Raw genomic sequence first — 25,856 nt, 5'->3', positions numbered from 1 at the left:
TCCTGTCAGAGTTCCAGCTCTTGTTTCAGCAGCGTTTCAATTTGCGCTGCCGTGGTCGAATTCATCAGCGCATCGCGGAAACTGTCATGCATAATCCGGCGCGCCAGCTTTGAGAAAATCCGCATATGCTGATCGCCTGCCGCGTGCTTATTGAGGGTCAGCATGACGACAAACTGCGCTTCTTCATCGCCCCATTGCACCGGTTCAGGCAACTTCGCGACGCTGATTGTCGATTGTTCGATATGTTCTGATTTGGTATGCGGGATAGCAAAACCGAAACCCAGTCCGGTCGAAAATACGGCTTCACGCGCCCAGACGTCTGCTGCCAGTTTTCGCGGGTAGCGACAACGTCCGGCCAGCATCAGGTTATCGACCATGCCTTTTATGACTTCCTCTTTACTGCGCCAGTCCGCATTGAGCGCCACGCATTCTGCGGTGATCAGCGGCGCGTCGTTCACGGTCATACGGAACTGCGCCAGCAAATGTTCAACCTCAAGCGACGTGCGGCACTGCATCGCACGGTTGAGCAACTGGCGGCATTCCCGGCTGTCAAGTTTTGCCAGACGTGCTTTCGTCACCGGCACAGACGGCGCACTCATGCTGATTTCATCCAGCCCGAGGCCGACCAGCAGCGGCAATACGGAACCTTTTGCGCCCAGTTCGCCGCATAAACCAATCCATTTACCGTGGCGATGTACTTCGCGAACCACGTGGTCAAGCCCGCGCAGGAATGCCGGATTCAGGCTGTTGTAATGACGGGTAACTTTGGCGTTATCGCGGTCAACGGCGAGCAGGTATTGCGTCAGGTCATTGCTGCCGATGCTCAAGAAATCAATCTCTTCACAGCACTGATCGATGATGAACATTACCGACGGGACTTCCAGCATGATCCCGAACGGGATTTTTTCATCAAACGGAATCTGCTCATTGCGCAGAGACTGTTTGGCCTCCGCCAGACGGTCTTTCACCCATAAAATTTCTTCCATGGAAGAAATCATCGGAATCATGATTTTCAGCGGACCGTGTGCAGAAGCACGCAAAATAGAACGCAACTGCGTGAGGAATAAAGGCAGGAACTCCTGATAAATACGGACAGCGCGGTAGCCCAGGAAAGGGTTGTTTTCAGCCGGAATATTCAGGTAATGAACCGGTTTATCGCCACCAATATCCATGGTGCGGATAATAACGGTTTTGCCTTTTGCCGCTTCCGTTGCCTGACAATAAATGTTGTACAACTCATCTTCAGAAGGCGCGCTCGCGCGATCCATATAGAGCATTTCAGTACGGAACAGCCCTACAGCTTCGGCACCGTTACTGAATGCCGCGTCGGCTTCAACCGAATGCGCGATATTCGCCGCAACTTCCAGACGCACGCCGTCGGCGGTGTAACCCGGTGTATCAAGATATGCACTCTGCTGCTGACGCAATGCCTGACGGACACATTCTTCCTGACGGTAATAACGCCGCACCGGCTCGCTGAGCGCACAAGCCACCAGCCCGAGATCGCCGTCAATCTGCACATCCTGCCGCAGATACGCCTGTAATGACTGCGGATCGACCCCAACCAGCGTGGGAATATTGAAAGACCGCGCGAGGATCACCGTATGCGATGTGCTGCCACCGCTGCCGAGCAGCAATCCTTTAAGGTGTTGTTTATCGAGTTCGAGAAATTGGCTTGGCGTCAGTTCATCCGCCAGACAAATACTCGCTTCACTCAGTTTTTGCTGAGACGCGAAGCACTCTTCGCCATAGATTTGTTGCAAAAGCTGGAAGCTGACATCACGAATGTCCAGTTCGCGTTCGCGCAAATAAGCACTGGAAGACAGTGCCAGCTGTTCGCTGAAATGCAGGGCGGTCTCCACAATGCTTTGCGCGCAACTTTTCCCTTCCATGACCTGCTGATGCAGCGCGTCACGCAGGCTGTTATCCCGGAGCAAAGAGCGGTGTGCCTCCAGCACGGCGGTCACCGTGCCATTCCCTGCCATAAGCTGAAGTTCGATGGATTTCTCCAGCGCTGCCAACCCGTGAGAAAGCAAACTTTGTTCTTTATCCGTGCCTTGCGGCGCGGGTAAATCCGTCAGCGTCGCCAGATTCACGCGGGCAAGGCTGACCAGTTTCCCCAGTGCGCAGCCTTCACTGACGGAACGGGCGCGAAAGACCAGCGGGGAAAGATGTGCCAGAGATTCAGGAAGAGGTTCCCGCTCTGCCTGACCATCGTGCTCAGGCAGGGCTTCATCACACAGCGGAAACTGGTGTTCAATAAAATGCGCCAGCGCTGCATACGCGGCCTCTTCGTCTTCCCCTTCCACGGTGACGTGGCATTCATCACCCGGCAAAATATCCGCGCCAATCAGCGACAGAACACTTTTGCCATCGGCTTTGCGATCAGAACGGACATTGTGCCAGTGAAAAGCAGAATCAAATCCATTGCACAGCGTTTCAATATGGCTGGCCGGACGGGCATGAACACCATTTACCAGTACGCAGGTGAAGCTCAACTTCTTGGTCATTTCTGAATCCTCATCCCAAATTCCGGCGGATAAACCGGCTCATTGCAGGATAAGAGTCTCGCGGGCCAACTTGCTACCAGACAAAAATGACAAACACTGGACAAATGTAATGTCCGTTGCTTTTTGCGAGGCAGCTCACATTGAGTTCTGACGTAAAAACCTCCCTCCGACTCGGGTTATTTGAACCTGCTCGCATTTTTGAACTGAGCTTACAAAAGTCCAGTAAAACACAAATTTGTCCACTATTAGCGCTCATGATGGCGGCCTATTGTGGTCGTCAATATCCTTTCAGCTTCCGAGGTTTTGCTGAAAAGGACGTTCCGTTATTTTCGCCCGACACCGGAGCCCACCATGAAAGAATTGCTTACTATTCTGAAAAATACCCGTCAGCACCTGATGACCGGCGTATCCCATATGATCCCTTTTGTGGTCGCGGGCGGCATTCTGCTGGCGGTCTCTGTCATGCTCTACGGCAAAGGTGCCATGCCTGACGCAGCCACCGATCCGAACCTGAAAAAACTGTTTGATATCGGCGTAGCCGGTCTGACGCTGATGGTGCCTTTCCTGGCGGCTTACATCGGTTATTCCATCTCGGACCGCTCAGCGCTCGCGCCGTCAGCCATCGGTGCCTGGGTCGGCGCTTCCTTTGGTGCAGGCTTTTTCGGCGCGATCATCGCCGGCCTTCTCGGGGGATCATTGTTTTCTATCTGAAGAAGATCCCGGTGCCGAAGATCCTGCGCTCCGTGATGCCGATCTTCGTGATCCCGATTATCGGCACCCTGCTGACGGCAGGCACCATGATGTGGGGGCTGGGCGAACCGGTCGGGTTGCTGACTTCCTCGTTGACCCACTGGTTGCAAGGTATGCAGCAGGGCAGCATTGTCGTGCTCGCCATCATTATGGGGCTGATGCTGGCCTTCGATATGGGCGGGCCAGTCAATAAAGTCGCCTACGCCTTTATGCTGATCTGCGTGGCACAGGGCGTTTATACCGTCGTGGCAATTGCCGCCGTTGCTATCGCCACGCCGCCGCTGGGGCTGGGTTTCGCCACGCTGATTGGCCGCAAATACTATTCCACTGAAGAACGCGAAGCCGGGAAAGCCGCCCTGTTAATGGGCTGCGTCGGCGTGACCGAAGGCGCGATCCCTTTCGCCGCCGCCGACCCCCTGCGCGTTATTCCTTCCATCATGATGGGCTCCGCCTGTGCGGCAGTGACCGCTGCGCTGCTGGGCGCTGAATGTTATGCCGGCTGGGGCGGGCTGATTGTGCTGCCCGTCGTTCAGGGGAAACTCGGTTTTATCGCGGCTCTGCTGGTGGGTATGGTCGTGACCGCCGTGTGTGTCAACGTACTGAAGTATCTGGCTGCCAAAAAGCAGTCGGCTAAAAAACATCAGGAATCAGACCTGGATCTGGACTTCGAAATTAACTGACCTCAGACATCAAACCAAAGGTGAAGATCATGACCAAAATTATTGCTGTCACTGCCTGCCCTTCCGGCGTTGCCCACACCTATATGGCCGCTGAAGCGATTGAACGCGCGGCCAAAGCCAAAGGCTGGGACTGCAAAGTCGAAACACAGGGTTCAATTGGCCTGGAAAACGAGCTGACCGTGGAGGATGTTGCCGCCGCCGACATGGTGATCCTCACCAAAGACATCGGCATCAAATTTGAAGAACGTTTTAAAGGCAAAGTCGTGGTTCGCGTGGCAATCAGCGACGCAGTAAAACGCGCTGACGCCATTATGGAAAAAATCTCGGCACATCTCGCCAGCGCGACGGCCACGGATTAATCACAAGGAGAATAAGATGACTTCCCGCATCGAACGTCTGAAAGCCACACTCTTCACCAGCCCTCGTGAAATTTCGCTGGAGCGTGCCCTGCTGTATACCGAAAGCCATCGCGGCACAGAAGGCGAATGTACACTTCTGCGCCGTGCAAAAGCGACGGCTTACATTCTGGACAACGTTGAAATTACCCTGCGTGAAGACGAGCTGATCGCCGGTAATCGCACGGTAAAACCACGAGCGGGAATCGTCTCTCCGGAAATGGATCCTTACTGGTTGCTGAAAGAGCTGGATGCTTTCGCCACCCGTCCGCAGGACCGTTTCAACATTTCAGAGCAGGATAAACAGGTTTACCGCGAGCAGCTTTTCCCTTACTGGGAATCCCGCTCGATGAAAGATTTCATCAATCAGCAAATGCCAGAAGACGTTAAAGCAGCGACCAAAACGCAGATTTTCAGCATCAACCAGACCGACAAAGGCCAGGGGCACATCATTATCGATTACCCGCGTCTGCTGAATACCGGGCTGGATAATCTGGTGTCCGAATTGCAACAGCTCGTTGTACAGGATCCGGAAAATACGTTTTACCAGGCGGCACTGATTCTCTTGCAGGCTGCTCACCGCCACATTCTGCGTTATGCCGCGCTGGCGACCCAGATGGCCGGTGAGTGCGAAGACGTCGGGAGAAAACAGGAACTGGAACGCATTGCTGCCATCTCCGCGCATATTTCCGGGAAGAAGCCGCAGGATTTCTATCAGGCCTGTCAGCTGTTCTGGTACATGAATATTATTTTGCAGTACGAATCCAACGCCAGTTCGCTGTCGCTAGGACGCTTCGATCAGTACATGCTGCCGTTCTATCAGTATTCCCTTTCACACGGCGAACAGCCGGAGTTTTTGAAAGAGCTGCTGGAAAGCCTGTGGGTGAAATGCAATGACATCGTGCTGTTGCGCTCGACGTCTAGCGCCCGGTATTTCGCCGGTTTCCCAACAGGTTATACGATTTTACTCGGCGGTTTAACGGAGACGGGGCGCAGCGCAGTCAACGTGTTGTCGTTTCTGTGTCTGGACGCTTATCAGAGCATCTGTCTGCCGCAGCCCAATCTTGGGGTGCGGGTCAATGAGCTGATCGACCGTCCTTTCCTGCTCAAAACAGCCGAAACCATCCGTCTCGGCACCGGCATTCCGCAAATCTTCAACGATGAAGTGGTGGTTCCGGCTTTCCTCAATCGCGGCGTGAGTCTGGAAGATGCACGGGATTATGCGGTCGTCGGCTGCGTCGAATTGTCTATCCCAGGGAGAACGTACGGGCTGCATGACATTGCGATGTTCAACCTGCTGAAAGTCATGGAGTTAACACTGTATGAGAACGAAGGTAATTCCTCGATTACTTACCCTGAACTGGTGGAACATATCCGCCAGAAAATCAGCCACTACGTGAAACTGATGGCACAGGGCAGCAATATCTGCGATATCGGTCACCGCGACTGGGCACCGGTTCCGTTGCTGTCGTCTTTCATCGAGGGCAGCCTGAAAAGCGGAAAAGACATTACTGCCGGTGGCGCACGCTATAACTTTTCCGGCGTTCAGGGCATCGGCATCGCAAACCTCAGCGATTCACTGCATGCGCTGAAAGGGCTGGTGTTTGATCAGAAACGCCTGAGCTTTGATGAACTGCTGGCCTCGCTGAAAGAGAACTTCGCCAGCGAAGAAGGCCGTGCGATCCGCGCCCGCCTGATCAACCGCTTCGAGAAGTACGGTAACGACGTCGATGAAGTCGACCTGATCAGCGCCGACTTGTTGCGGTTTTATTGCAAAGAAGTCGAACAATACCGCAACCCGCGCGGCGGCCAGTTTACGCCGGGGTCGTATACCGTTTCCGCTCACGTCCCGCTCGGTGCGGTCGTAGGCGCGACGCCGGACGGGCGTTTTGCGGGGGAGCAACTGGCCGACGGCGGCCTTTCGCCGATGCTCGGGCAGGATCATCAGGGGCCAACCGCGGTACTGAAATCCGTCAGCAAGCTCGACAACACGCTGCTCTCAAACGGCACGCTGCTGAACGTAAAATTTACGCCATCAACGCTGGAAGGTTTACAGGGTCTGAATAAGCTGGCTGATTTTCTCGGCGCTTTCACCCGGCTGAAATTACAGCATGTTCAGTTCAACGTGGTGAATGCAGAACAACTTCGTGAAGCGCAAAAGCGTCCGCAGGATTTCGCCGGATTAGTGGTCAGGGTCGCCGGTTACAGCGCGTTCTTTGTCGAACTGTCAAAGGAGATTCAGGATGACATTATCGGCCGCACCGCGCACCAGCTCTGATCTGCGGATCCCCACGGTCAACGGAGCTTGTGAAACCGCTGAAAAATCCCTGACGGGACGCATCTTTAACATTCAGCGTTTTTCTCTCAACGACGGTCCGGGGATCCGCACGATGGTTTTCTTCAAAGGTTGCCCGCACCGCTGCCCGTGGTGCGCTAACCCGGAATCCATGTCGCCCCGCATCCAGACCATCAAGCGTCAGGCGAAATGCCTGAACTGCCGGACCTGTTTGCAGGATCCCCAGGAATGCCCGAGCGGCGCGCTGGAATATGTGGGTGAAGACTTCACAGTGGCGGCGCTGATGTCCCGCCTGCTTAAGGATGAAGTTTTTTTCCGCTCATCCGGCGGTGGCATCACGCTTTCCGGGGGCGAAGTACTGATACAACCGGTTTTTGCCCGCGAGTTGTTGAAGGAATTACAGGGCCTTGGGATCCACACGTCCATTGAAACCGCAGGCGATATCCCGCTGGATCATTTGCTTTCGGTGGTTGAACACTGCGATCAGGTTTTATTTGATTTCAAAATCATGGATGCCATGCTCGCCCGCACCGTGCTCAACATGAATCAGACCCGCGTGCTGGAGAATTTTCGGGCACTGGCAACACGCGACGTAAAATTGCTCCCGCGTGTTCCCCTTATCCCCGGCTATACACTGACACAGGAAAACCTGCGTCAGATCCTGGATTTCCTTAAACCCTTTAATTTAAATGAAATTCATTTATTACCCTTCCACAAATACGGAGAAGCAAAATATCCGTTATTAGGAAAAACCTATTCGATGCACAAAACACCGGTGCCGGACGCCGTCACACTTGCGCCACTGCGCACGATGGCAGAAAGCGATGGGTATACCGTGACGATGGGTGGGTAAATTTCCAGCGACGGGGAGCGGTAAATGTCATTAAAACTGGTCGGAGTGACGGCCTGTATCAGCGGCGTCGCGCACACGTATATGGCGGCGGAACGTCTGGAAAAGCTGTGCTTGCAGGAAAAATGGCAGGTGAAAGTGGAGACGCAGGGTGCGCTGGGGGTCGAAAATATGCTCACGGAAAGCGATATTGCTCAGGCGGATATCGTTTTGCTCATCACGGAGATCCAGCTGGAAAACAGCGACCGATTTACTCACAGCCGCTGCGTACAGACCGGCATTCACACCTTTTTGCGTACACCGGAAAAAGTCATGGCCGCCGTGAAAAAGATCGCCGCATCTCCGCAGGGCACGCACATCGTTCTCGCATAATACTGGCCGTCAGCGCGTTTACGGTTCAAGGCTTTCAAACTGGCTGCGATACTGGCGGCGGTATTCAGAAGGGGAACGTTCGGTACTTTTCTTAAACTGCCGGCAAAAATAGTTGCTGTCGATGTATCCGCAGGCATGGGCGACTTCTTTCACTTTCATGTCGTACCCTTTCAGCAGATTTTTTGCCTGTTCAAGCCGCACATAGTTCAGGTATTCGTTAAGCCCAATCCCGCCGGTTTTCTGAAACAGATGCGACAAATAATTCGGCGAAATATAAAACGCTTTGGCAACCGAATCCCGCGTGAGCGGCTCGCGGAAATGCTCTTCGATATGCTGGCGTATCGCGCCGAAAAGCGCCTGACTGCGTGACGCGGTATGCGCCGAGGAGCTGAATAAATCCAGCGCGTGGCTCAGTAAACCTTTAACCAGGAACTGCGCCGTCATCTGATCAGTTCGGTGCCACGCCAGTTCATTGAGCGCCTGCAACATAAAAGCGCCTATGCGCGGCCCGCGCCTGCCGGTATTGCCTTTTTCACGGGAACCAAACTGCTTTCCGTCCCAGCCGAGCAGGCTGAAACCCAGCTGTTGTTTGCCAAATAAAAGGCTCAGCGTGCGAACCGGCGCTTGCCACTGCGGGCTATTCCAGCCTTTTGCAGGCACAAATAGCGCATCCCCCGCCTGCATGCAGATAACCTGACTCACGCCCTGTTCATTTTCCCATTCCATCATCTGCTCCCCTTCGAGGACAAGTTCCAGACGCGGAAAATCAACCTGATACGCAAGCCCCGGCACCGGATGCTGGGTACCAGCAAAAAAGACCTGCCGGACGCCTTCGGGTTGCTCAAGTACGGGAGATAAAACGGAAAAAAGAGGGTGCGTCATGTTCACGTTACCTGTCTGCAGAATCGCTTCATCATAACTAACCTGCGACGCAGACAGAAAAGGAAGTCACAAATCTGGGATGAGTGCCGGAAAATCCGGCGTGCCGGTGAACATCAACGCGCGCAGACAGCCTCCGGATGAGGCGTATGGCAGATCCCCCTACCGGTCATTTATCTCCCTTATTCCCGCCAGGCAACCGATATTTTCACATCTCCCATCGCCCTACTCTTGGTTTGCGGGTCCGCACCTCGTTTCGCAATTATCCAACAGGAGTAAATATTATGGATTCACAATTTATTGGTTCCGTCATCAATGCCCTGCCTCTGGAAAACATGATTGGCGGGCCGTTACAGGCCATGATCAAAGCACAGGTTCAGGCCAGTAAAGCCTATGCCGACTTCCTGCTTTCAGTTTGTATTAAAGATGGCAAGGCCGAAGCCGTTCAGTTTGACTACGACGAAACGGTCGTCGATCAGGCCGGCGTCATTCAGGGGGTGGTCAAAAAGACCATGCGCATTCCTCTGCTGGCGGCCATTACCCATCCGATCATTTGTATTGAAGAAGGTACGATTGACTTCGAACTGGAGGTGACTCAAAGCGAATCCAGCGCCAGCAGCGATGACGCTGAAGGGTCTTTCGAAGCCACTCTGGGCTGGGGGCCGGTTAAAGTGAAAGTCTCCGGGCGCGTTTCGCATAAAGCCGAACAAACCCGCAAATCCGATACCCGCGCGAAGTACAGCATCCATACCCAGATCAAACGTCAGCAGCCGCCTGAAGCACTGATGCGTGTGATCGACTTCCTCACAGATGCTGCGACCAAACCCGCCGTTCTGCCAGCCGAAGCGAACAAAAAAGAGCTGGATGCTTTCACACCCACCGTAACAACCGCAGACAAAACACCGGAAAAAGTCCCGGCCTGATCAAGCCGGAGCCTGACCACGTCTAATCCGAAGGCCGCCACCGCGGGGCCTTTTCAATCAGGAGCAGATTATGTCTTTAAAAAGCTGGCTACGGGGCGGGAAACCCGCTGGCGAAACACCTCCGGCCGGAACGGTTCCTCCTCCGGGAAATTCAGGCACGCCACCTCCGCCACCGGGCGGCCTGATGCCGGTATCCCTGGAGGAAGTCACCCGTGGGATGCAACAGGCGGCAAGCGCAGCCAACCAGCTGATTGCACATCAATATATGCAGGCGCTGGACCCGTATTTTGAGCATCTCGATGACGGTTCGGTCGTACCACGCACGATGATTATGCAGATTGACGACAAGCATCATTTCGAATTGCCTCTGGTCGCGTTGTCTACGCCGCGCGGGCTGATGCTGGAAAAAATGAAGGTTCATCTGACCATCCGCACCGATGGCGTTGAGCAATTACCCATTGAAGGCGGCGAAGAAAATGTCAGTCGTTTTCATGTGAGTCTTTCGCCAGCCAGCAAGAATCAGGAAGGCCGTGACAGTCGTCATGTTGATATCGAAATGCAGTTTACTGTACTGGAACCGCCCGAAAGCGTCATGCGCCTGATTGACGAATATACCAACCGGATTATCCCCAAACCTAACGCCACAGAGGTATCTGCAGATGAGTGAACCACGTTTATCTACCGGCGCAAAAGGGATCGCGCTGATCAAAAGTTTCGAAGGGCTGCGTCTCGAAAAATACCAGGATGTTGTCGGCAAATGGACCATCGGCTACGGTCATCTGATCCTGCCGGAGGAATCATTTCCAGCGCCAATCCCGGAAGCGCAGGCCGATGCACTGTTGCGCCAGGACCTGGGCATCAGTGAAAAAGCAGTGAATCAGTACGTCATTGTTGCGCTCACACAGAATCAGTTTGATGCGCTGGTGTCTTTCACCTTTAATCTTGGCGTCGGCAATTTGAAAAACTCAACATTGCTGAAAGTGCTGAATGCGCGCCAGTATCAGGACGCTGCTGAACAATTCCTGCGCTGGGATAAAGCGGGTGGAAAGCAGGTCGCCGGATTAACCCGACGCCGTTCGGCAGAACGCGCGTTATTTATTAGCCAGCCGTAATAATTTCATCGCCTGCGTTTCCTTTTATTATCAACTGTTCATGAATACAGGAAATAGACATTATGCATTCTCGCCGAAACGCTTTATCCGGGTTATTCCCGAAACTCACTGCTTTATCTTTTTTAGTATTATTGACATCAACGGCGTATGCCGCCGATAAAATAAATTGCGATACTGCCGTTCATGATACCAATCAGCAACTGGAAAGTAATAATAACAAACCCGTTAATGATGAAGCAGGTCTGGTGAAATTATTACGGACTCTCAACAAAGATGACGTTTTGCCTGTGCAATATGTCACCACGGAATATGCTAAGAAACAGGGCTGGAGCGGAAACCCTCAGGACTCTCTCTGGAAAGTCTGGGTGCTGAATAAGAAAGAAATTGGCGGTGACAGCATTCAGATCCCGGAGCAAAAAAGCGGCGAAAAATGGTACAGCGCCGATCTGGAATCAGTACGCGGATTACGCAGTGCAAAGCGTCTTATTTATTCACCCCAACGACAGGAGCGTTATTTAACCACAAATGACAACACATCCAGAATTATCATTAAAGCGTGTATTTAAAAAATCTGAAATTTAATTATTTCACCCCCAATTTTCATAACGAATTAATATTCATTGAGAGGTATCATCATGTTTGAAACTTTTACGCTTCAGCAACCGGCAGGCAGTGATTCTTGTGGCGCATTTTCTCTGGCGGCATTATTAAATGCCCGTAATCAAGGCCTGCCCGTCAATACGCCTACAGGGGCCGCGGTATATAACGATATTATTGCAAGGCAAACGCCTGCGCCTTCTGGCTATCCGCCGATTTTTGCCCCACCGGCACCGCGCTCGTTACCCTCAAGTCTCGTTCGAACAGGTATCGCCCGTGGATTTAACGATCAGGTCCAGGTCATGGTTAACCAGGCGTTGATGCCCGTCGCTATGCATCCTTTGGTCCACCCGGAGACCCTGCGGATTGGAAATGCGGCGGCGGTCATTAACAGCGTGGCTAACCTGCAGGCGATGGTTCAGGCCGCAGGCTATTACCTGGCGCTGGTGCTCGACGGTAATCACTGGATTGCACTCGGGCGTAACGCACAGGGTTTTTATGCCTACGATCCGGCATCCAATTTCCACGGTGCCGTGGGTCAGCCAGTCGGGAACCGGGTAACCCTCAACGGCGTACACTATGATTTCTCAGGGATTTTAATCTGTTTCTGAGCCAGCCTTTCATTACTCTTCAGTGCCACTGCGGTGGCACTGTCTTTCTAAGGAGTTCGCTATGGCAGCCGTCATGCTCGAATCCTCGCAAAGTTTCCTCATCAGCCAGATTCTGGCCGCTTTTTCCGGCTTGTTTGGCGGGCTGAGTATTTCGTTCTTCTGGCAACCTAAAAAACTGCACCAGCATGGCCGGCTTTCCGCCGGACTCATCATTTGCAGTATCAGCGTTGCGGCGACGTTTGCCCTCGGCGGTCTGGTATCACGCTGGCTGGGGATGAACTTTGACCAGGCCGATAATGCCATGGGATTAGGCTATGGCCTGGGGGTGGTGAGCGTCGGGGTCATTGCCTGGCTGGCCAATTTTTTCAACCGGCGGGAAGACAGCGATATTCTGGAAGTCGCCGGAGAACTGAAACGGGCCGCACGCGGGCTTCGTGCCAGAGGCTCCACAGCGGCCCTGGTTCCGGCTACCAAATCACCGCGCAAAAGAACCGCAGCCAACAAACCAACGCGAGGACAATAGGATGAATCATTTAGAATGGCCGGGCTTTTTCCTGCTAACCATCCTCGATATGGTGACAGCGGTGATGATATTCTTCTGCGCGCTCAACGAACGCATTTTGCTGATGTCGGTATGGTATCGCGTTGGCCTGATTGTCACCGCGCTGGGTTTCGCCGCACAAGGCGCACTGAATTTGCCCTACCTGCTTTTCGGCACGCAGCTTTACGCCAATCAAATCCCGTTCTGGGCATTGAAAGATATGGGGATCTCAATGGTCGCCACCCACTATTTCTGGCTGGTTCTGCGTGATAAGCGAAAGCTGGGCACACCTTTGGAAAAGGACAGGGCCGCGAAGGCCAATAAGCCAAAAAAACCGCGAGTGAGGAAGACACCGGATCCGGCTGTAGCGCCAGCAGGCAGGAAGGGAACAACAACCAAAATTAAATCCTGATTAACTTATCAGACGTTGCAACCGTAACGTCTGACGTTTTTTTCAGTGGTACTGTAAATGAATAATCCCTGGTGAAAAATAAACGTCCAATGGCGGGCTTTATTTACTTATCGAAACGATTTCTTTCAAAAAAATTACTCATCTGCAGACATTATCATCGCAGCCTGAGTTCTGTTTTTCACATTCAGACGACGATAAATAGATTCAAGGTGTGACTTCACGGTTCCGGCACTGATATTAAGAAGGCGACTTATTTGTTTATTTGATTCACCGGCGGCAATAAGCCTTAACACTTCCCGCTGACGATCGCTTAATTTTGTCAATAACGCCTGCTCACTGTCCATATCCCAGACGCTTTCGCTGTGCGGAATACAGACCATCCCGCAGCAGGCCGTTTTTATTACCTGAAAAATCGTGTCCATTGACGCCTCTTTCGATACCACCGCAACGGCATGGTGTTCCAGGAAGCGCCGCAGTGAGTCTTTCCTCACCCTCATTAACATCACGATGATACGAATATTAGGATATCGGGCGGCAATATCATCAAGCAAGATAAGCTGCGAACTATTCTCCATTTCGCCGTCAATCAGCATGACGGAAATAGGTATTGTCGCCAATATATCCCAAATACCTTCGCACTGATTTACGCCATCGACACAGATGTCCGGCATTGTATTTTTGAGGCCAGCCGTCATTCCCTGTATAAAAAGTGGCAACGGATCAACAATGAGTATGTTCATTATAATGACTCCCATAACGTAGAAATTGCGTGTGTGTCGGACCAGAGGAAAATTCCTCTGCTTAACGAGTATTGACGCAATAACTAATAAAGGGAGACGTCATTCAGCCTATGACATCAGACCAACAGCCAAAGGAAATAATCCTTTTTTTCAGACGGGAAATAAAAAAGAGGCACCGGAGTGCCCCAAAAGTTTCACCAACAACACAACATCATCAGCGTTTTTCTGCGCGCAGACGCTTGGCGGCTTTCACCATGTTTTCCAGCGATTCGCGGGTTTCCGGCCAGCCGCGGGTTTTCAGGCCACAGTCCGGGTTGACCCACAGGCGTTCTGCCGGGATACGATCCGCCGCTTTGCGCAGTAAATCTTCAATCCATTCCACGCTGGGCACGTTCGGCGAGTGAATGTCGTAAACGCCCGGCCCGATTTCGTTCGGGTATTCGAAGTCTTTGAATGACTCCAGCAGATCCATATCGGAACGGGAGGTTTCGATGGTGATCACGTCAGCATCCAGCGCGGCAATGGAATCCATGATGTCGTTGAATTCGCAGTAACACATGTGGGTGTGGATCTGCGTGTCATCGCTGGCAATCGCGGCGTTCAGTTTGAAGGCATCGACTGCCCAGCGCAGGTACGCCTTCCATTCTGAGCGGCGCAGCGGCAGGCCTTCGCGCAGTGCCGGTTCATCAATCTGGATGATGCCGATACCGGCTTTTTCCAGATCTTCCACTTCGTCACGCAGCGCCAGACCGATCTGCTTCGCGATGGTTTCACGGCTGACGTCCTCACGCGGGAACGACCAGCAAAGAATGGTCAGCGGGCCGGTCAGCATGCCTTTCACCGGTTTTTCGGTCAGCGACTGTGCGTATTTCGCCCACTCAACGGTGATCGCTTCCGGGCGGCTGACGTCGCCGATGATCACCGGCGGTTTGACGCAGCGGGAACCGTAGCTTTGTACCCAGCCGTTTTGCGTGAACACAAAACCGTCCAGATGTTCACCGAAGTATTCCACCATGTCGTTACGTTCAGCTTCACCGTGAACCAGCACATCAATATCCAGACGTTCCTGTTCTTTAATGGCCTGGCGGATGTGTTCGCTGATGCCGGTACGATATTTGTTGTTGTCCAGACGGCCCTGTTTGAAGTCCAGGCGCAGGCCACGGATTTCGGTGGTTTGCGGGAACGAACCGATTGTGGTCGTTGGCCATGCAGGCAGATTGAAGCGGGCACGCTGCGCAACGGCACGCGTCGTGTAAACGTTTGGACGTTCAATGTCCGCCGCCGTAATCGCCGCAACACGTTTTCCGACGGCTGCGTTATGTACACGCGCAGATTCGCGGCGGGCGCGGATTGGCGCGCTGTATTCCGCCAGTTTTTGCTGTGCTTCTGCGGTCGGGTTGTTCAGTGCCGAGGTCAGCAGTGACAGCTCGGCGCATTTTTGCAGGGCAAAGGCGAACCAGCTTTTCACTTCTTCATCCAGGCGGCTTTCGACGCTTAAGTCGATCGGGCTGTGCAGAAGCGAACATGAGCTGCCGATCCAGATATTGCGGCCTTCTACCAGCGGCTTCAGACGGTCAAACCAGGTGCTCAGATCTGCACGCCAGACGTTACGGCCATTGATCACGCCCAGAGAAATCAGCCAGTCTTTTGGCAGCGCGTTGATCACGGTTTGCAGGTCATCGCGACCGGCAACCGCATCAATGTGCAGTCCCTGAACCGGCAACTGGCGGATAGTGTCGAGGTTATGGCCGACGCTGTCGAAATAAGTCGTCAGCAGCAGTTTGATTTTACTTTGTTGCAGCGCGGTGTAAGCCGGTTTGTACGCCTCCAGCCATTCCGGTGGCAATTCCAGAACCAGTGCAGGTTCATCAATCTGCACCCATTCGATGTTGCGTTTGGCCAGTTCAGCCAGCACCTGCTGGTAAACAGGCAGAATGTCGTTAAGCAGGGAAAGACGGTCAAATTGCTCGCCTTTCACTTTGCCGAGCCACAGGTAAGTCAGCGGCCCGAGCAGGACAGGTTTCACTTTGTGGCCGAGCGCCAGCGCTTCGTCCACTTCTTCCAGCAGCTGTGTCCAGGTCAGTTTGAATTTCTGGCCTTTCACAAACTCCGGCACCATGTAGTGATAGTTGGTGTTGAACCATTTGGTCATTTCCGCAGCAGCAGCCGGTTTACCGGTCGGTGCGCGGCCACGGCCAAGACGGAATAAGGTATCGAGATCCACAGAACCGTCAGCATTCTGGTGACGTGCAGGCACGTTTCCCAGCAAGAGGCTGGTGGTCAGTACGTGATCGTACCAGGCGAAATCGCCCACCGGCACCTGATCCACGCCTGCTTCAGTTTGTTGTTTCCAGTGACGGGCGCGCAGTTCACGGCCGGTTGCCAGCAGTGCTTCCTGAGTGGCGTTGCCCGCCCAGTAGCTTTCTTGTGCTTTTTTCAGCTCACGACGCAGACCAACGCGTGGAAAACCCAGAGTGTGATTCAGTATCGTCATCTTTAAATTCCCATTTAGCCATCCAGATGTTTACACATCCATAATCCGCAGGTACTGTATCTTCCACAAGCGCAAATTATTCATGTCACAGTGAAGGACTCTCATGATCGAACTGAAACACCTGCGAACGTTGCAAGCACTGCGCAACACCGGGTCACTGGCCGCCGCCGCCTCGCAGCTTCATCAGACACAATCGGCCCTGTCGCATCAGTTCAGCGACCTTGAGCAGCGGCTGGGTTTCAGGTTGTTCGTGCGGAAGAGTCAGCCGCTGCGGTTTACGCCACAGGGCGAAATCATGCTGAATCTGGCAGAACAGGTGCTGCCGCAAATCCAGCAGGCGTTGCAGGCGTGCAATGAGCCGCACCAGACTTCACTGCGCATCGCGATTGAATGCCACAGCTGTATTCAGTGGCTGACGCCCGCGCTGGATAACTTCCACCAGAGCTGGCCGCAGGTGGTGATGGATTTCAAATCCGGCGTGACGTTTGACCCGCAACCCGCACTGCAACAGGGTGAGCTGGATATCGTGCTGACCTCCGATATTCTGCCGCGCAGCGGTTTGCACTATTCCCCGATGTTCGATTATGAAGTCCGTCTGGTGCTGGCACCGGATCATCCGCTGGCGGCGAAAACCGTGATTACGCCGGAAGATTTAAGTACAGAAACCCTGATGATTTATCCGGTTCAGCGTCAGCGTCTGGATATCTGGCGGCATTTTCTGCAACCGGCAGGCGTCAGCCCGTCGCTGAAAAGCGTCGATAACACGTTGTTACTGATTCAGATGGTGTCGGCGAGAATGGGGATTGCGGCGTTACCGCACTGGGTGGTGGAGAGTTTTGAGCGCCAGGGCCTCGTCGTGACTAAGACCCTGGGCGAAGGTTTATGGAGCCGTCTGTTCGCCGCCGTGCGCGACGGCGAACAGCGTCAGCCCGTCACCGAAGCGTTTATTCGTTCGGCGCGGCAGCACGCGTGCGATCATCTGCCGTTTGTTCGCGACGCGGCACGACCCAACGCCGGTGTACCCACAGTGAGGACATAATCACCGCCGCACCGAGGATAAAACTCGGCCAGTGAGGCTGCTGCTGCCAGATCGCCAGATTGACCAGCAGCCCGGCCGGGACGTGAAAGTTGTTCATAATCCCCAGCGTTCCGGCGTCCACCTGCGTAGCCCCGTAGTTCCACATGAAATACCCCAGCCCCGACGCGCCAATCCCCAGCCACACCAGAATGCCCCATTGCAGATCCGTGGTCGGCAGTTTTTGCGGATTCCCCCACAAGAACCAGGCCACGACGGCACACATCAGCGCACCGATATAAAACCACGAAAACGCCGTATGTTGCGGCACCGGACGGGTTTCCATCAGTCGTTTGTATCCCACCTGACCGATGGCAAAACAGATGTTCGCCGCCTGCACCAGCAGCAGGCCAATGATGAAATGTTCGCTGATGTGGTCGTAACGGATAATCGCCGCACCGGCCACCGCCAGCAGCGCGCTCAGCGCGTAGCCGATACGGATTTTGCGCCCGCTGATCAGGTCATAAATCAGCGTCACGTACAGCGGCGTCATCACCGTAAACAGCAGGAATTCCGGCACCGACAGGTACAGATACGCTTCAAAGCTGATGAGATACATGATGCCAAGCTGCATCGCGCCGACCGCCATATACAGCAAAATGGTGGTGAGCTGATGGCCTTTCCAGCGCAGGAACGGCAGGAAGACCAGCGCCGCCAGCCCTAAACGGACCAGCACGGCGAAGACGCTGTCGACCTGTCCGGCCAGATAAACCCCGATCAGGCTGAACGAAAAGGCCCACAAAATAGTGGTGATAATAAGTAAAGGCACGGCAGTTGAGCCCTAAAATGTAAGAGATGCACGATTGTAACGGAATGCGGATAACCGCGGCGCGTGAAGGTGGTTTACATATGGTCAATTATAGAGCAAACGAGAGCATCCCCACGCTTTGAGGGATTCGTGCCGTGAAATCTCACACCCTGAGGTGTGATGGCATACACTTAAGGGATGACTGGAAATGGAGAATAACCAAATGAAATTCATGCATGGAATCATCGCCGCCCTGCCGTTGTTGTTCGCCGTTCATACGGCCAGCGCGGTCGAGAAAGTGCCTAATCCGAACGATCCGCTGCTGACCAATCCGTCACAACAACGGATGCAGCAACAGCAGCAGGTTAATCAGCAGATGCAAAAGCGTCAGCAGGAACAGGATCTGCGCAGCAGCCAGCAACAGCAGCAACTTAAGCTGAGATCACAAATTCAGAGCAACCAGCAACGGTTGCAGATCCAGCAGAATAACCAGACGCTGAATCAGAAGTTAAATCAGACGCCTTAATGATTTCATCAGGCGTGGCATTTTCCACGCCTGTTTCCGCATGTTATCGCCGCGATTTACTCAAAATCCGGCCCGATCACATCAATCTTATCCGTACAGATGCAATCCACGCCCCAGCGCAGTAACTCGCGGGCGCGGTCCGGGTTATTCACGGTATACACCAGAATATGCAGCCCGGCGGCTTTGATCGCTTTCACGCGTTCTTCATTGAGCAGTTTGTGATTGAGATGCAGCGACGCGCATTCCAGTTCGTCGGTCAGCGCTTTCCAGTTTTCGTGCCATGTGTCGATCAGCAGACCGCGCGGAAGCTCAGGAGCAGCTTTTTTGGCGGCGACCAGCGCATCGAATTCAAAGGAAGAAAGCAGCGGCGGCACGGCCTGGTTTTTCCACAGTTCACGGGCGGCCAGCGCGACGTCGGTTCCGGTTTTTTCATTCAGCCCGGTCGTCGGTTTGATTTCGATATTCACCATCATGTTGTGGCGCGCACAACGTTCGGCGACCTGCGACAGCAGCGGGAGTTTTTCTCCTTTGAACTCTGCGCCGAACCAGTCACCGGCGTCGAGCCGTTCGAGTTTTTCCCACGGCAATTCGCCCGCCACGCCCCAGCCATTACTGGTGCGGTTCAGCGTGTCATCGTGCAGTAAGAAAATTTCGCCATCCTGCGCCAGTTTGGCGTCAAATTCGATCATCGTGTGACCGTATTTCGCGCCCACGTCGATAGCCGCCAGCGTGTTTTCCGGTGCCAGAGCACCGCCACCGCGGTGCGCCACAATGCGAGGATAAGGCCAGGCTTTCATGTTCATTCCATCCGTAATCCGCTGTTGGTATCGAAAAAGTGTAACGCTTTCGTCGGGAAAACCAAGCGTAACAGCGAACCGGTGGCAGGAAATACTTCATGCGATAAACGCACCACAACGCCGCTGCCCGCCAGTTTGCCGTGCGCCAGATTATCTGCGCCCAGCAATTCCAGCGTATTGAGCACCATCGGAATGCCGTTTTGCGTGTCGTCCGTCATCTGAATATGTTCAGGGCGAATGCCGACCGTCAGTTCGCGGCCGCCCCATTCCGGGCGCGGAACCGGCAGCGGAAGCTCAAAACCGCCTTCCATCACCAGCGACGTGCCGTCAGTGGTCAGCTGGCCGGGCAGTAAATTCATGGCCGGAGAGCCGATAAAACTGGCGACAAACAGGCTGGCCGGACGGCGATAAACTTCCGACGGCGTGCCAATCTGCTCGGCGATACCTTTGTTCATCACAATGACGCGTTCTGCCAGCGTCATCGCCTCAACCTGATCGTGCGTGACATACAAACTGGTGGTGCGCAGGCGGCGATGCAAATCCTGCAATTCGAGGCGCATCTGGACGCGCAGTTTGGCATCAAGGTTTGAGAGCGGTTCGTCGAACAGGAAAACCGCCGGTTCACGCACAATGGCGCGCCCCATCGCGACGCGCTGACGCTGACCGCCGGAAAGCTCGCGCGGTTTACGTTTCAGCAGCGGGCCGAGTTCGAGAATTCGCGCCGCTTCTTCCACGCGCGCCTGGATCTGGGCCTTGCCGAAACCGCGGATTTTCAGGCCGTATGCCATATTGTCGAACACGCTCATGTGCGGATACAGCGCGTAGTTCTGGAACACCATCGCAATGCCGCGATCTTTCGGCTCCAGATCGGTGACGCGCTGGTCGTTAATGTAAATATCACCGGACGTCGTGCGCTCCAGCCCGGCCACCATACGCAGGAGCGTGGATTTCCCGCAACCGGATGGCCCGACCATGACGATGAATTCACCGTCGGCCACGTCCAGATCAATGCTCTGGATAATCTGGTTTTTGCCGTCGTAAGACTTGGTCACTGCCTGTAATTTCAAATTTGCCATTTCGGTTTACTTCTCACTGTCTACCAGACCGCGCACAAACCAGCGCTGCATCAGGAGCACCACCGCCAGCGGTGGCAATAAGGTTAGGATCATGGCTGCCATCACCTGATTCCATTGGGTCGAGCCGTCGCCTGAGGAGATCATGCTTTTAATCCCCGCCACCGCCGTGCCCATCGAGGCATCACTGGTGATCAGAATCGGCCACAGATACTGGTTCCAGCCATAGATAAAGGTGATGACGAACAGTGCGGCCAGATTGGTTTTAGACAGCGGCAGCACGATGTCCCAGAAGAAGCGCATCGCGCCCGCGCCGTCGATACGTGCCGCTTCGAGCAGCTCATCCGGCAGGGTCATAAAGAACTGGCGGAACAGGAACGTCGCCGTTGCCGACGCCATCAGCGGTAACGTCAGGCCGGTGTAGCTGTCGAGCATATGCAGATTGGCGATCACCTGAACGGTCGGGAAAATACGCACTTCCACCGGCAGCATCAGCGTCATGAAAATCAGCCAAAAGAACAGGTTACGCAGCGGGAAACGGAAATAGACAATCGCGTAAGCTGAGAGCATTGAGACCGATATTTTCCCGACGGTAATCACCATCGCCATAATAAAACTGTTGATCAGCAGGCGGCCAAATGCCGGGCTGTTGTTACCCGCGCCCTGCGTCCAGATGGTGCTGATGTTTTCCCACAAATGACCGCCGGGGATCAGCGTCATTGGCACGTCGAAAATCTGTTTGTTATCCAGCGACGCCGCCACAAACGCGACGTACAGCGGGAACAAAATCACCAGCACGCCGAGCAGCAACATGAGGTGGCTGAAAATATCCAGCCCTCTGCGGTTTTCAATCATTGGTAACGCACCTTACGCTCGACAAAGCGGAACTGAATGAACGTCAGGCCGATCACCAGCATCATCAGAATGACGGACTGCGCAGCGGAACTGGATAAGTCCAGACCGGAGAAACCTTCGCGGTAGACTTTGTAAATCAGGGTTGTGGTTGCCTGAACCGGGCCACCGCCCGTCGCGGCGTCAATTACCGGGAACGTATCAAAAAAGGCGTAGACCAGATTTACCACCAGCAGGAAGAAACTGACCGGCGAAATCAGCGGTAACACCAGATTGAAGAAACGTCGCACAGGGCCCGCGCCGTCGATAGCCGCCGCTTCCACCAGCGATTTCGGGATCGACTGCAACGCCGCCAGAAAGAACAGGAAGTTGTAGCTGATTTGCTTCCAGACCGACGCGAGCACGACCAGGAACATCGCCTGACCGCTGTTTTGCGCGTGGTTCCAGTTGTAGCCGATAGAACCGAGGAAATGCGAAATCAGGCCAAGGCCGGGGCTGAAGAGGAACATCCACAATACGGCGGCCACAGCGGGCGCAACGGCGTACGGCAGGATCATCAGCGTCTGATAAATCCGGCTACCGCGAATAACGTGATCGACCAGCGCGGCGAAAAACAGCGACAGCACCAGCCCGAAAAAGGCCACCATAAAGCTGAATTTCAGCGTGGTGTAGAAGGAGTCGAGATAGTACGGATCCTGAAACAGCTGCGTGAAGTTCGTCATGCCCGCAAAAGTGCTGGAAAGCCCGAACGGATCCAGCGTCTGCACCGAATACCACAGCGCCTGCCCCGCAGGCCACAGGAAGAATATCGCGGTGATCAGCAGCTGCGGCAATACCAGTGCGTAAGGCAGCCAGCTGCAACCAAAACCGGGACGGTGTGAACTCATAATGGTTTACTCGTTGATACGGTGGGGTTTTGCTCCTCCCCTGCGAAGCGGGAGGCTGTTTTGCTCCCTCCCCTGCGAAGGGGAGGGTTGGGGTGGGGTATTAATGACAACTCAGTCGTTTGCTAAACCCCCTCCCGGCCTCCCCCTTCGCAGGGGGAGGAGCAAGAAAATTACTTGGTAGAGGCTTCGAAGCGACGCAGTAATAAATTCCCGCGCTGTACCGCTGTATCTAACGCTTCTTTCGCCGTTTTCTTGCCGCTCCAGACGCTTTCCAGTTCCTCGTCCACGATGGTACGAATCTGTGGCATGTTGCCCAGACGCAGACCTTTGGTGAACGGTAATGGCGGTTTGTTCAGCATCTGGCGGGTGGCAACGTCAGAACCCGGGTTCTTCTCGTAGAAGCCTTCTTTTTTGGTCAGCTCATACGCGGCAGTGGTCACCGGCAGATAACCGGTTTTCTGGTGCCATTCAGCGGCGATTTCCGGTGTGGTCAGGAATTGCAGGAATTCGGCAACGCCTTTGTAGGTGTCTTTGTCTTTACCGTTCATCACCCACAGGCTTGCACCGCCGATGATGGCGTTCTGTGGTGCGCCTTTGACGTCTGCGTCGTAAGGCATCATGCCTACGCCGTAGTTGAATTTGGAATACTGACGGATATCAGCCAGAGAACCGGAAGACGCGGTGGTCATCGCGCAATCACCGTTATAGAACTTGGCGGTGGATTCGTCTTTACGACCAAAATAGGTGAAATCACCTTTTTTGTTCATGTCTTCGAGCATCTGGATATGTTTGATTTGCTCGGGTTTGTTGAATTCCAGAACCGCATCAGCGCCATCGAAACCGTTATTTTTGGTCGCGATCGGCAGGCTGTGCCAGGCGCTGAAGTTTTCAATCTGAATCCAACCCTGCCAGCCGCTGGCGTAGCCACATTTCATGCCCGCTTCGCGCAGTTTCTCGGTGTAAACCGCCATGTCCTGCCAGGTTTTTGGCGGCTGATCCGGGTTCAGACCGGCTTTCTTAAAGGCGTCTTTGTTGTAATACAGCACCGGCGTGGAGCTGTTGAAAGGCTGCGATAACAGGCGGCCTTTGGAATCGGAGTAGTAGCCGGAGACGGTCGGCACAAACTGGGAAACGTCTTCTTTAATGCCGGCATCGCTGAACACTTCGTAGACCGGTTTGATGGCTTTGCTCGCCATCATGGTCGCGGTGCCCACTTCGTAAACCTGCAGGATGGCGGGCGCATTACCGGTGCGGTATGCCGCAATACCGGCCGCCAGGCTTTCGTCGTATTTACCTTTGTAGACAGGCACGATTTTGACATCAGGGTGCGTCTGGTTAAAACGGTCGGCCAGCGAGTTCACTTCTTTGCCTAATTCGCCGTCCATGGAATGCCAGAAAGGAATTTCTGTTACAGCAAAAGCGTTGGCGCTAAAAGCCAGCGTCAGCGCGGTGCCGATGACCGTTTTTTTGAGATTGATGAACATGCCTGTCTCCTGAATTCTGCTGGTGTAAAAGGGGCAGAGATAAATGGGGTATTGAGAAACGTTTTTATGCGGAGGTAACATGACACGGCTAAATTACAGATAAATAACAGTTAAATGACATTAACGTTACAGCAGCATGAAGTGCAGGTGACGAACATATGGCAAAAAAGAAGGCGCATCGGGTAAGCGATGCGCCTTATAAAGATGGGTAAACAGGGGGTTTTACAGCGCGCGTTTCAGGCGGGCAACGGCCTCGTGCATCTGCTCTTCGGTCGCGGTGGCGAACGACAGGCGGAAGGTCGAGTGATCCGGGTTATCGGCATAGAAGAACTCGCCCGGCACAAACACCACGCCCTGCTCCAGCGTCTTTTTCATCCACTCGGCGCAGTTGCGCGGCTCGCGGAAACGCGCCCACAGGAACATGCCGCCTTTCGGATATTCAAACGTCAGCACGTCGCCCAGTTCACGTTCCAGCAACTCCGCCAGAATCTGACATTTCTTTTTGTACGCGGCACGAATCGTTTCGATTTGCGCAGGCAGACGGCCCAGACCGAGATAACATTCAGCAATCGACTGTGACAGCGCGCTGGCGTGCAAATCGGCCGCCTGCTTGATGATGGCAACTTTGTGCAGCAGCCAGTCAGGCATGATGACCCAGCCCAGACGCAGACCCGGTGCCAGAATTTTGGAAAACGTGGAGGTGTAGATGATGTTGTCGGCATGGCCAAACAGCGCTTTCGACAGCTCAAACAGCGTTGGCTGACGCTCGTCGGTGAAACGCAGTTCGCCGTACGGATCATCTTCCACAATCAGGAATTCATGTTTGGACGCCAGCTGAACCAGCTGTTCACGACGCGCACGGCTCAGGGTCACGCCGCTCGGGTTACCAAACGTCGGCACCAGATACACGCCTTTGATTTTGCGGGTTTTCAGCAGCTCGGCCAGCTCATCGACAATCATGCCGTCGCCGTCAGTGCCGACAGAAAGGATGTTGGCCTCAGCCAGTTCCAGCGTTTGCAGTGCGGCCAGATAGGTCGGGCGCTCCACCACAAAAATATCCTCCGGATTCACTACCGCGCGCATCACCAGATCCAGCGCCTGCTGGGAACCGGCGGTCACCACGATATCATCGGGATTTGCCACCACGCCGCGTTCCTGACAAAGCTCAGTTATACGCTCACGCAGCGTATAACTGCCTTCGGTCAGGCCATACTGAAATGCGTGCTCCGGCTGTTCGGTGATCGCCAACTGCGTGGCTTCACGCAGGCCATCAAAATCAAACAGCGCCGAAGAAGGAATACCACCCGCCAGTGAAATAACGCCTTCCATTTTGCTGTGTTTCAGCAGTTCCCGGATGGCTGAACTTTTAAGCCTGACCATACGGGCGGCGAGTAAACCTTCTGTGTTCATGAAATGTTCCTGAAGAGATGCAACGTTATTAGAATGTGAGAGATGTTAATTTATAGGCAAAACAAAAACCGCAAAGCGCCAGCCGTGCGGTTTTATAGATTTATCACAGATTTTCGAAATCCAAAGCGGATTTATGCGCCGAGATAGGCCGCACGCACCGCTTCGTTCGCCAGTAATGCCGCGCCGGTGTCTTCCAGCACCACATGACCGTTCTCCAGCACATAACCGCGATCGGCGAGTTTCAGCGCCTGATTGGCGTTTTGCTCGACCAGGAAGATGGTCATCCCCTCTTCGCGCAGTTGCTGGATAGTGTCAAAAATCTGCTGGATGATGATCGGCGCCAGACCGAGCGACGGCTCGTCGAGCAGCAGCAAACGCGGCTGGCTCATCAGCGCACGGCCAATCGCCAGCATCTGTTGTTCGCCGCCGGACATGGTGCCCGAGCGTTGCAGACGGCGCTCCTTCAGACGCGGGAACAGCGTATACACGCGTTCCAGACGTACCTGATACTGATCGCGCGTTGCAAAGAATCCCCCATCGCCAGATTCTCTTCCACCGTCATCCGCGAAAATACGCGACGGCCTTCCGGCACAATCGCGATATCGCCGCGCATGATTTTGGCGGTCTGCCACTGAGTGATGTCCTGGCCTTCGAAAATAATCGCGCCGTGCGACGCACGTGGTTCGCCACATAAACTGCCGAGCAGCGTGGTTTTCCCCGCGCCGTTCGCGCCGATCAGCGTGACGATTTCCCCTTTGTTAATGCTCAGGCTGACTTCATGCAGCGCCTGGATTTTGCCGTAATGGGCGGATACCTGATTAAATGACAACATCTTGTTCTGT

24 protein-coding genes and 2 pseudogenes are annotated in these 25,856 nt (G+C 54.1%); 14 read left to right on the top strand and 12 right to left on the bottom strand.

Features of this window, described 5'->3' with window-relative positions:
* Positions 1-5: 5 nt before the first annotated feature.
* Positions 6-2,510 (bottom strand): phosphoenolpyruvate--protein phosphotransferase, encoded by a 2,505-nt coding sequence (gene ptsP / locus BV494_RS18170; protein ID WP_104924104.1) that lies wholly within the window; start codon positions 2,508-2,510, stop codon positions 6-8.
* Between the two features lie 351 nt (positions 2,511-2,861).
* Between ptsP and BV494_RS18165 the strand changes: the two are divergent.
* The 5 genes and pseudogenes from BV494_RS18165 to BV494_RS18145 all read left to right on the top strand — a co-directional run bounded on the left by BV494_RS18165 (position 2,862) and on the right by BV494_RS18145 (position 7,853).
* A pseudogene (locus tag BV494_RS18165) lies at positions 2,862-3,940 on the top strand (PTS fructose transporter subunit EIIC).
* 29 nt (positions 3,941-3,969) lie between these two features.
* Complete coding sequence (locus BV494_RS18160; RefSeq protein WP_104924103.1) at positions 3,970-4,299, top strand: PTS fructose-like transporter subunit IIB; 330 nt, start codon at positions 3,970-3,972, stop codon at positions 4,297-4,299.
* A 16-nt stretch (positions 4,300-4,315) separates the two neighbouring features.
* The gene (locus tag BV494_RS18155; RefSeq protein ID WP_104924102.1) at positions 4,316-6,613 is read left to right on the top strand and encodes a formate C-acetyltransferase; all 2,298 of its coding nucleotides are present in this window, start codon (positions 4,316-4,318) and stop codon (positions 6,611-6,613) included.
* Complete coding sequence (locus BV494_RS18150) at positions 6,579-7,484, top strand: [formate-C-acetyltransferase]-activating enzyme (protein ID WP_104924101.1); 906 nt, start codon at positions 6,579-6,581, stop codon at positions 7,482-7,484. The genes BV494_RS18155 and BV494_RS18150 overlap by 35 nt, the downstream gene beginning before the upstream one ends.
* Before the next feature lie 24 nt (positions 7,485-7,508).
* The gene (locus tag BV494_RS18145; protein WP_104924100.1) at positions 7,509-7,853 is read left to right on the top strand and encodes a PTS fructose-like transporter subunit IIB; all 345 of its coding nucleotides are present in this window, start codon (positions 7,509-7,511) and stop codon (positions 7,851-7,853) included.
* Positions 7,854-7,871: 18 nt separating this feature from the next.
* On the opposite strand, the gene BV494_RS18140 is transcribed toward BV494_RS18145, so the two are convergent.
* Entirely contained in the window at positions 7,872-8,735 is an 864-nt protein-coding gene (locus BV494_RS18140) for an AraC family transcriptional regulator (protein ID WP_104924099.1), read from the bottom strand.
* Between the two features lie 281 nt (positions 8,736-9,016).
* On the opposite strand from BV494_RS18140, the gene BV494_RS18135 reads away from it, so the two are divergent.
* The 7 genes from BV494_RS18135 to BV494_RS18105 all read left to right on the top strand — a co-directional run bounded on the left by BV494_RS18135 (position 9,017) and on the right by BV494_RS18105 (position 12,928).
* Positions 9,017-9,655: a DUF2589 domain-containing protein gene (locus BV494_RS18135; RefSeq protein WP_104924098.1), complete on the top strand. Its 639-nt coding sequence runs from the start codon at positions 9,017-9,019 to the stop codon at positions 9,653-9,655.
* 70 nt (positions 9,656-9,725) lie between these two features.
* Positions 9,726-10,322, top strand: coding sequence for a DUF2589 domain-containing protein (locus BV494_RS18130; protein WP_104924097.1), 597 nt, complete (start codon positions 9,726-9,728; stop codon positions 10,320-10,322).
* Entirely contained in the window at positions 10,315-10,767 is a 453-nt protein-coding gene (locus BV494_RS18125) for a lysozyme (RefSeq protein WP_104924096.1), read from the top strand. The genes BV494_RS18130 and BV494_RS18125 overlap by 8 nt, the downstream gene beginning before the upstream one ends.
* A gap of 62 nt (positions 10,768-10,829) precedes the next feature.
* On the top strand, positions 10,830-11,333 hold the full coding sequence (locus BV494_RS18120) for a ribonuclease domain-containing protein (RefSeq protein WP_104924095.1): 504 nt from the start codon (positions 10,830-10,832) through the stop codon (positions 11,331-11,333).
* 69 nt (positions 11,334-11,402) lie between these two features.
* Positions 11,403-11,975 (top strand): hypothetical protein, encoded by a 573-nt coding sequence (locus BV494_RS18115; RefSeq protein ID WP_104924094.1) that lies wholly within the window; start codon positions 11,403-11,405, stop codon positions 11,973-11,975.
* Between the two features lie 61 nt (positions 11,976-12,036).
* On the top strand, positions 12,037-12,498 hold the full coding sequence (locus BV494_RS18110; RefSeq protein ID WP_104924093.1) for a hypothetical protein: 462 nt from the start codon (positions 12,037-12,039) through the stop codon (positions 12,496-12,498).
* Between the two features lies 1 nt (position 12,499).
* Positions 12,500-12,928, top strand: a complete 429-nt coding sequence (locus BV494_RS18105) for a hypothetical protein (RefSeq protein WP_192938028.1) — start codon at positions 12,500-12,502, stop codon at positions 12,926-12,928.
* Between the two features lie 134 nt (positions 12,929-13,062).
* On the opposite strand, the gene BV494_RS18100 is transcribed toward BV494_RS18105, so the two are convergent.
* Together BV494_RS18100 and metE are read right to left on the bottom strand one after the other, a co-directional pair.
* Positions 13,063-13,668 (bottom strand): response regulator transcription factor, encoded by a 606-nt coding sequence (locus BV494_RS18100; RefSeq protein WP_192938027.1) that lies wholly within the window; start codon positions 13,666-13,668, stop codon positions 13,063-13,065.
* Positions 13,669-13,882: 214 nt separating this feature from the next.
* Positions 13,883-16,162 (bottom strand): 5-methyltetrahydropteroyltriglutamate--homocysteine S-methyltransferase, encoded by a 2,280-nt coding sequence (gene metE, locus BV494_RS18095; RefSeq protein WP_104924091.1) that lies wholly within the window; start codon positions 16,160-16,162, stop codon positions 13,883-13,885.
* 103 nt (positions 16,163-16,265) lie between these two features.
* Between metE and metR the strand changes: the two genes are divergently transcribed.
* Positions 16,266-17,201: an HTH-type transcriptional regulator MetR gene (gene metR / locus BV494_RS18090; protein ID WP_104924090.1), complete on the top strand. Its 936-nt coding sequence runs from the start codon at positions 16,266-16,268 to the stop codon at positions 17,199-17,201.
* Here the strand turns inward: metR and BV494_RS18085 are convergent.
* Positions 17,107-18,006 (bottom strand): carboxylate/amino acid/amine transporter, encoded by a 900-nt coding sequence (locus BV494_RS18085; RefSeq protein WP_104924089.1) that lies wholly within the window; start codon positions 18,004-18,006, stop codon positions 17,107-17,109. The genes metR and BV494_RS18085 overlap by 95 nt on opposite strands.
* Before the next feature lie 187 nt (positions 18,007-18,193).
* Between BV494_RS18085 and BV494_RS18080 the strand changes: the two genes are divergently transcribed.
* Positions 18,194-18,511: a DUF2756 domain-containing protein gene (locus BV494_RS18080; RefSeq protein ID WP_226789985.1), complete on the top strand. Its 318-nt coding sequence runs from the start codon at positions 18,194-18,196 to the stop codon at positions 18,509-18,511.
* A gap of 56 nt (positions 18,512-18,567) precedes the next feature.
* On the opposite strand, the gene ugpQ is transcribed toward BV494_RS18080, so the two are convergent.
* The 7 genes and pseudogenes from ugpQ to livF all read right to left on the bottom strand — a co-directional run bounded on the left by ugpQ (position 18,568) and on the right by livF (position 25,846).
* Positions 18,568-19,308, bottom strand: coding sequence for a glycerophosphodiester phosphodiesterase (gene ugpQ, locus BV494_RS18075; RefSeq protein ID WP_104924088.1), 741 nt, complete (start codon positions 19,306-19,308; stop codon positions 18,568-18,570).
* 2 nt (positions 19,309-19,310) lie between these two features.
* Positions 19,311-20,384 carry a sn-glycerol-3-phosphate import ATP-binding protein UgpC gene (locus BV494_RS18070; protein WP_104924087.1) on the bottom strand — a complete coding sequence of 358 codons (1,074 nt, stop codon included), beginning with the start codon at positions 20,382-20,384 and terminating at the stop codon, positions 19,311-19,313.
* Positions 20,385-20,390: 6 nt separating this feature from the next.
* Complete coding sequence (gene ugpE / locus BV494_RS18065; protein ID WP_104924086.1) at positions 20,391-21,236, bottom strand: sn-glycerol-3-phosphate ABC transporter permease UgpE; 846 nt, start codon at positions 21,234-21,236, stop codon at positions 20,391-20,393.
* On the bottom strand, positions 21,233-22,120 hold the full coding sequence (gene ugpA / locus BV494_RS18060; RefSeq protein ID WP_104924085.1) for a sn-glycerol-3-phosphate ABC transporter permease UgpA: 888 nt from the start codon (positions 22,118-22,120) through the stop codon (positions 21,233-21,235). The genes ugpE and ugpA overlap by 4 nt, the downstream gene beginning before the upstream one ends.
* 170 nt (positions 22,121-22,290) lie before the next feature.
* Entirely contained in the window at positions 22,291-23,604 is a 1,314-nt protein-coding gene (ugpB, locus tag BV494_RS18055; RefSeq protein WP_104924084.1) for a sn-glycerol-3-phosphate ABC transporter substrate-binding protein UgpB, read from the bottom strand.
* A 222-nt stretch (positions 23,605-23,826) separates the two neighbouring features.
* Entirely contained in the window at positions 23,827-25,014 is a 1,188-nt protein-coding gene (locus BV494_RS18050) for an aminotransferase-like domain-containing protein (RefSeq protein ID WP_104924083.1), read from the bottom strand.
* A gap of 131 nt (positions 25,015-25,145) precedes the next feature.
* A pseudogene (gene livF, locus BV494_RS18045) lies at positions 25,146-25,846 on the bottom strand (high-affinity branched-chain amino acid ABC transporter ATP-binding protein LivF).
* Positions 25,847-25,856 lie beyond the last annotated feature (10 nt).

Source organism: Rahnella sikkimica, assembly GCF_002951615.1.
In the GTDB taxonomy this organism is placed as follows: domain Bacteria; phylum Pseudomonadota; class Gammaproteobacteria; order Enterobacterales; family Enterobacteriaceae; genus Rahnella; species Rahnella sikkimica.
The sequence above is the reverse complement of the archived record's forward strand: the minus strand, read 5'-3'. Positions and strand labels throughout refer to the sequence as shown.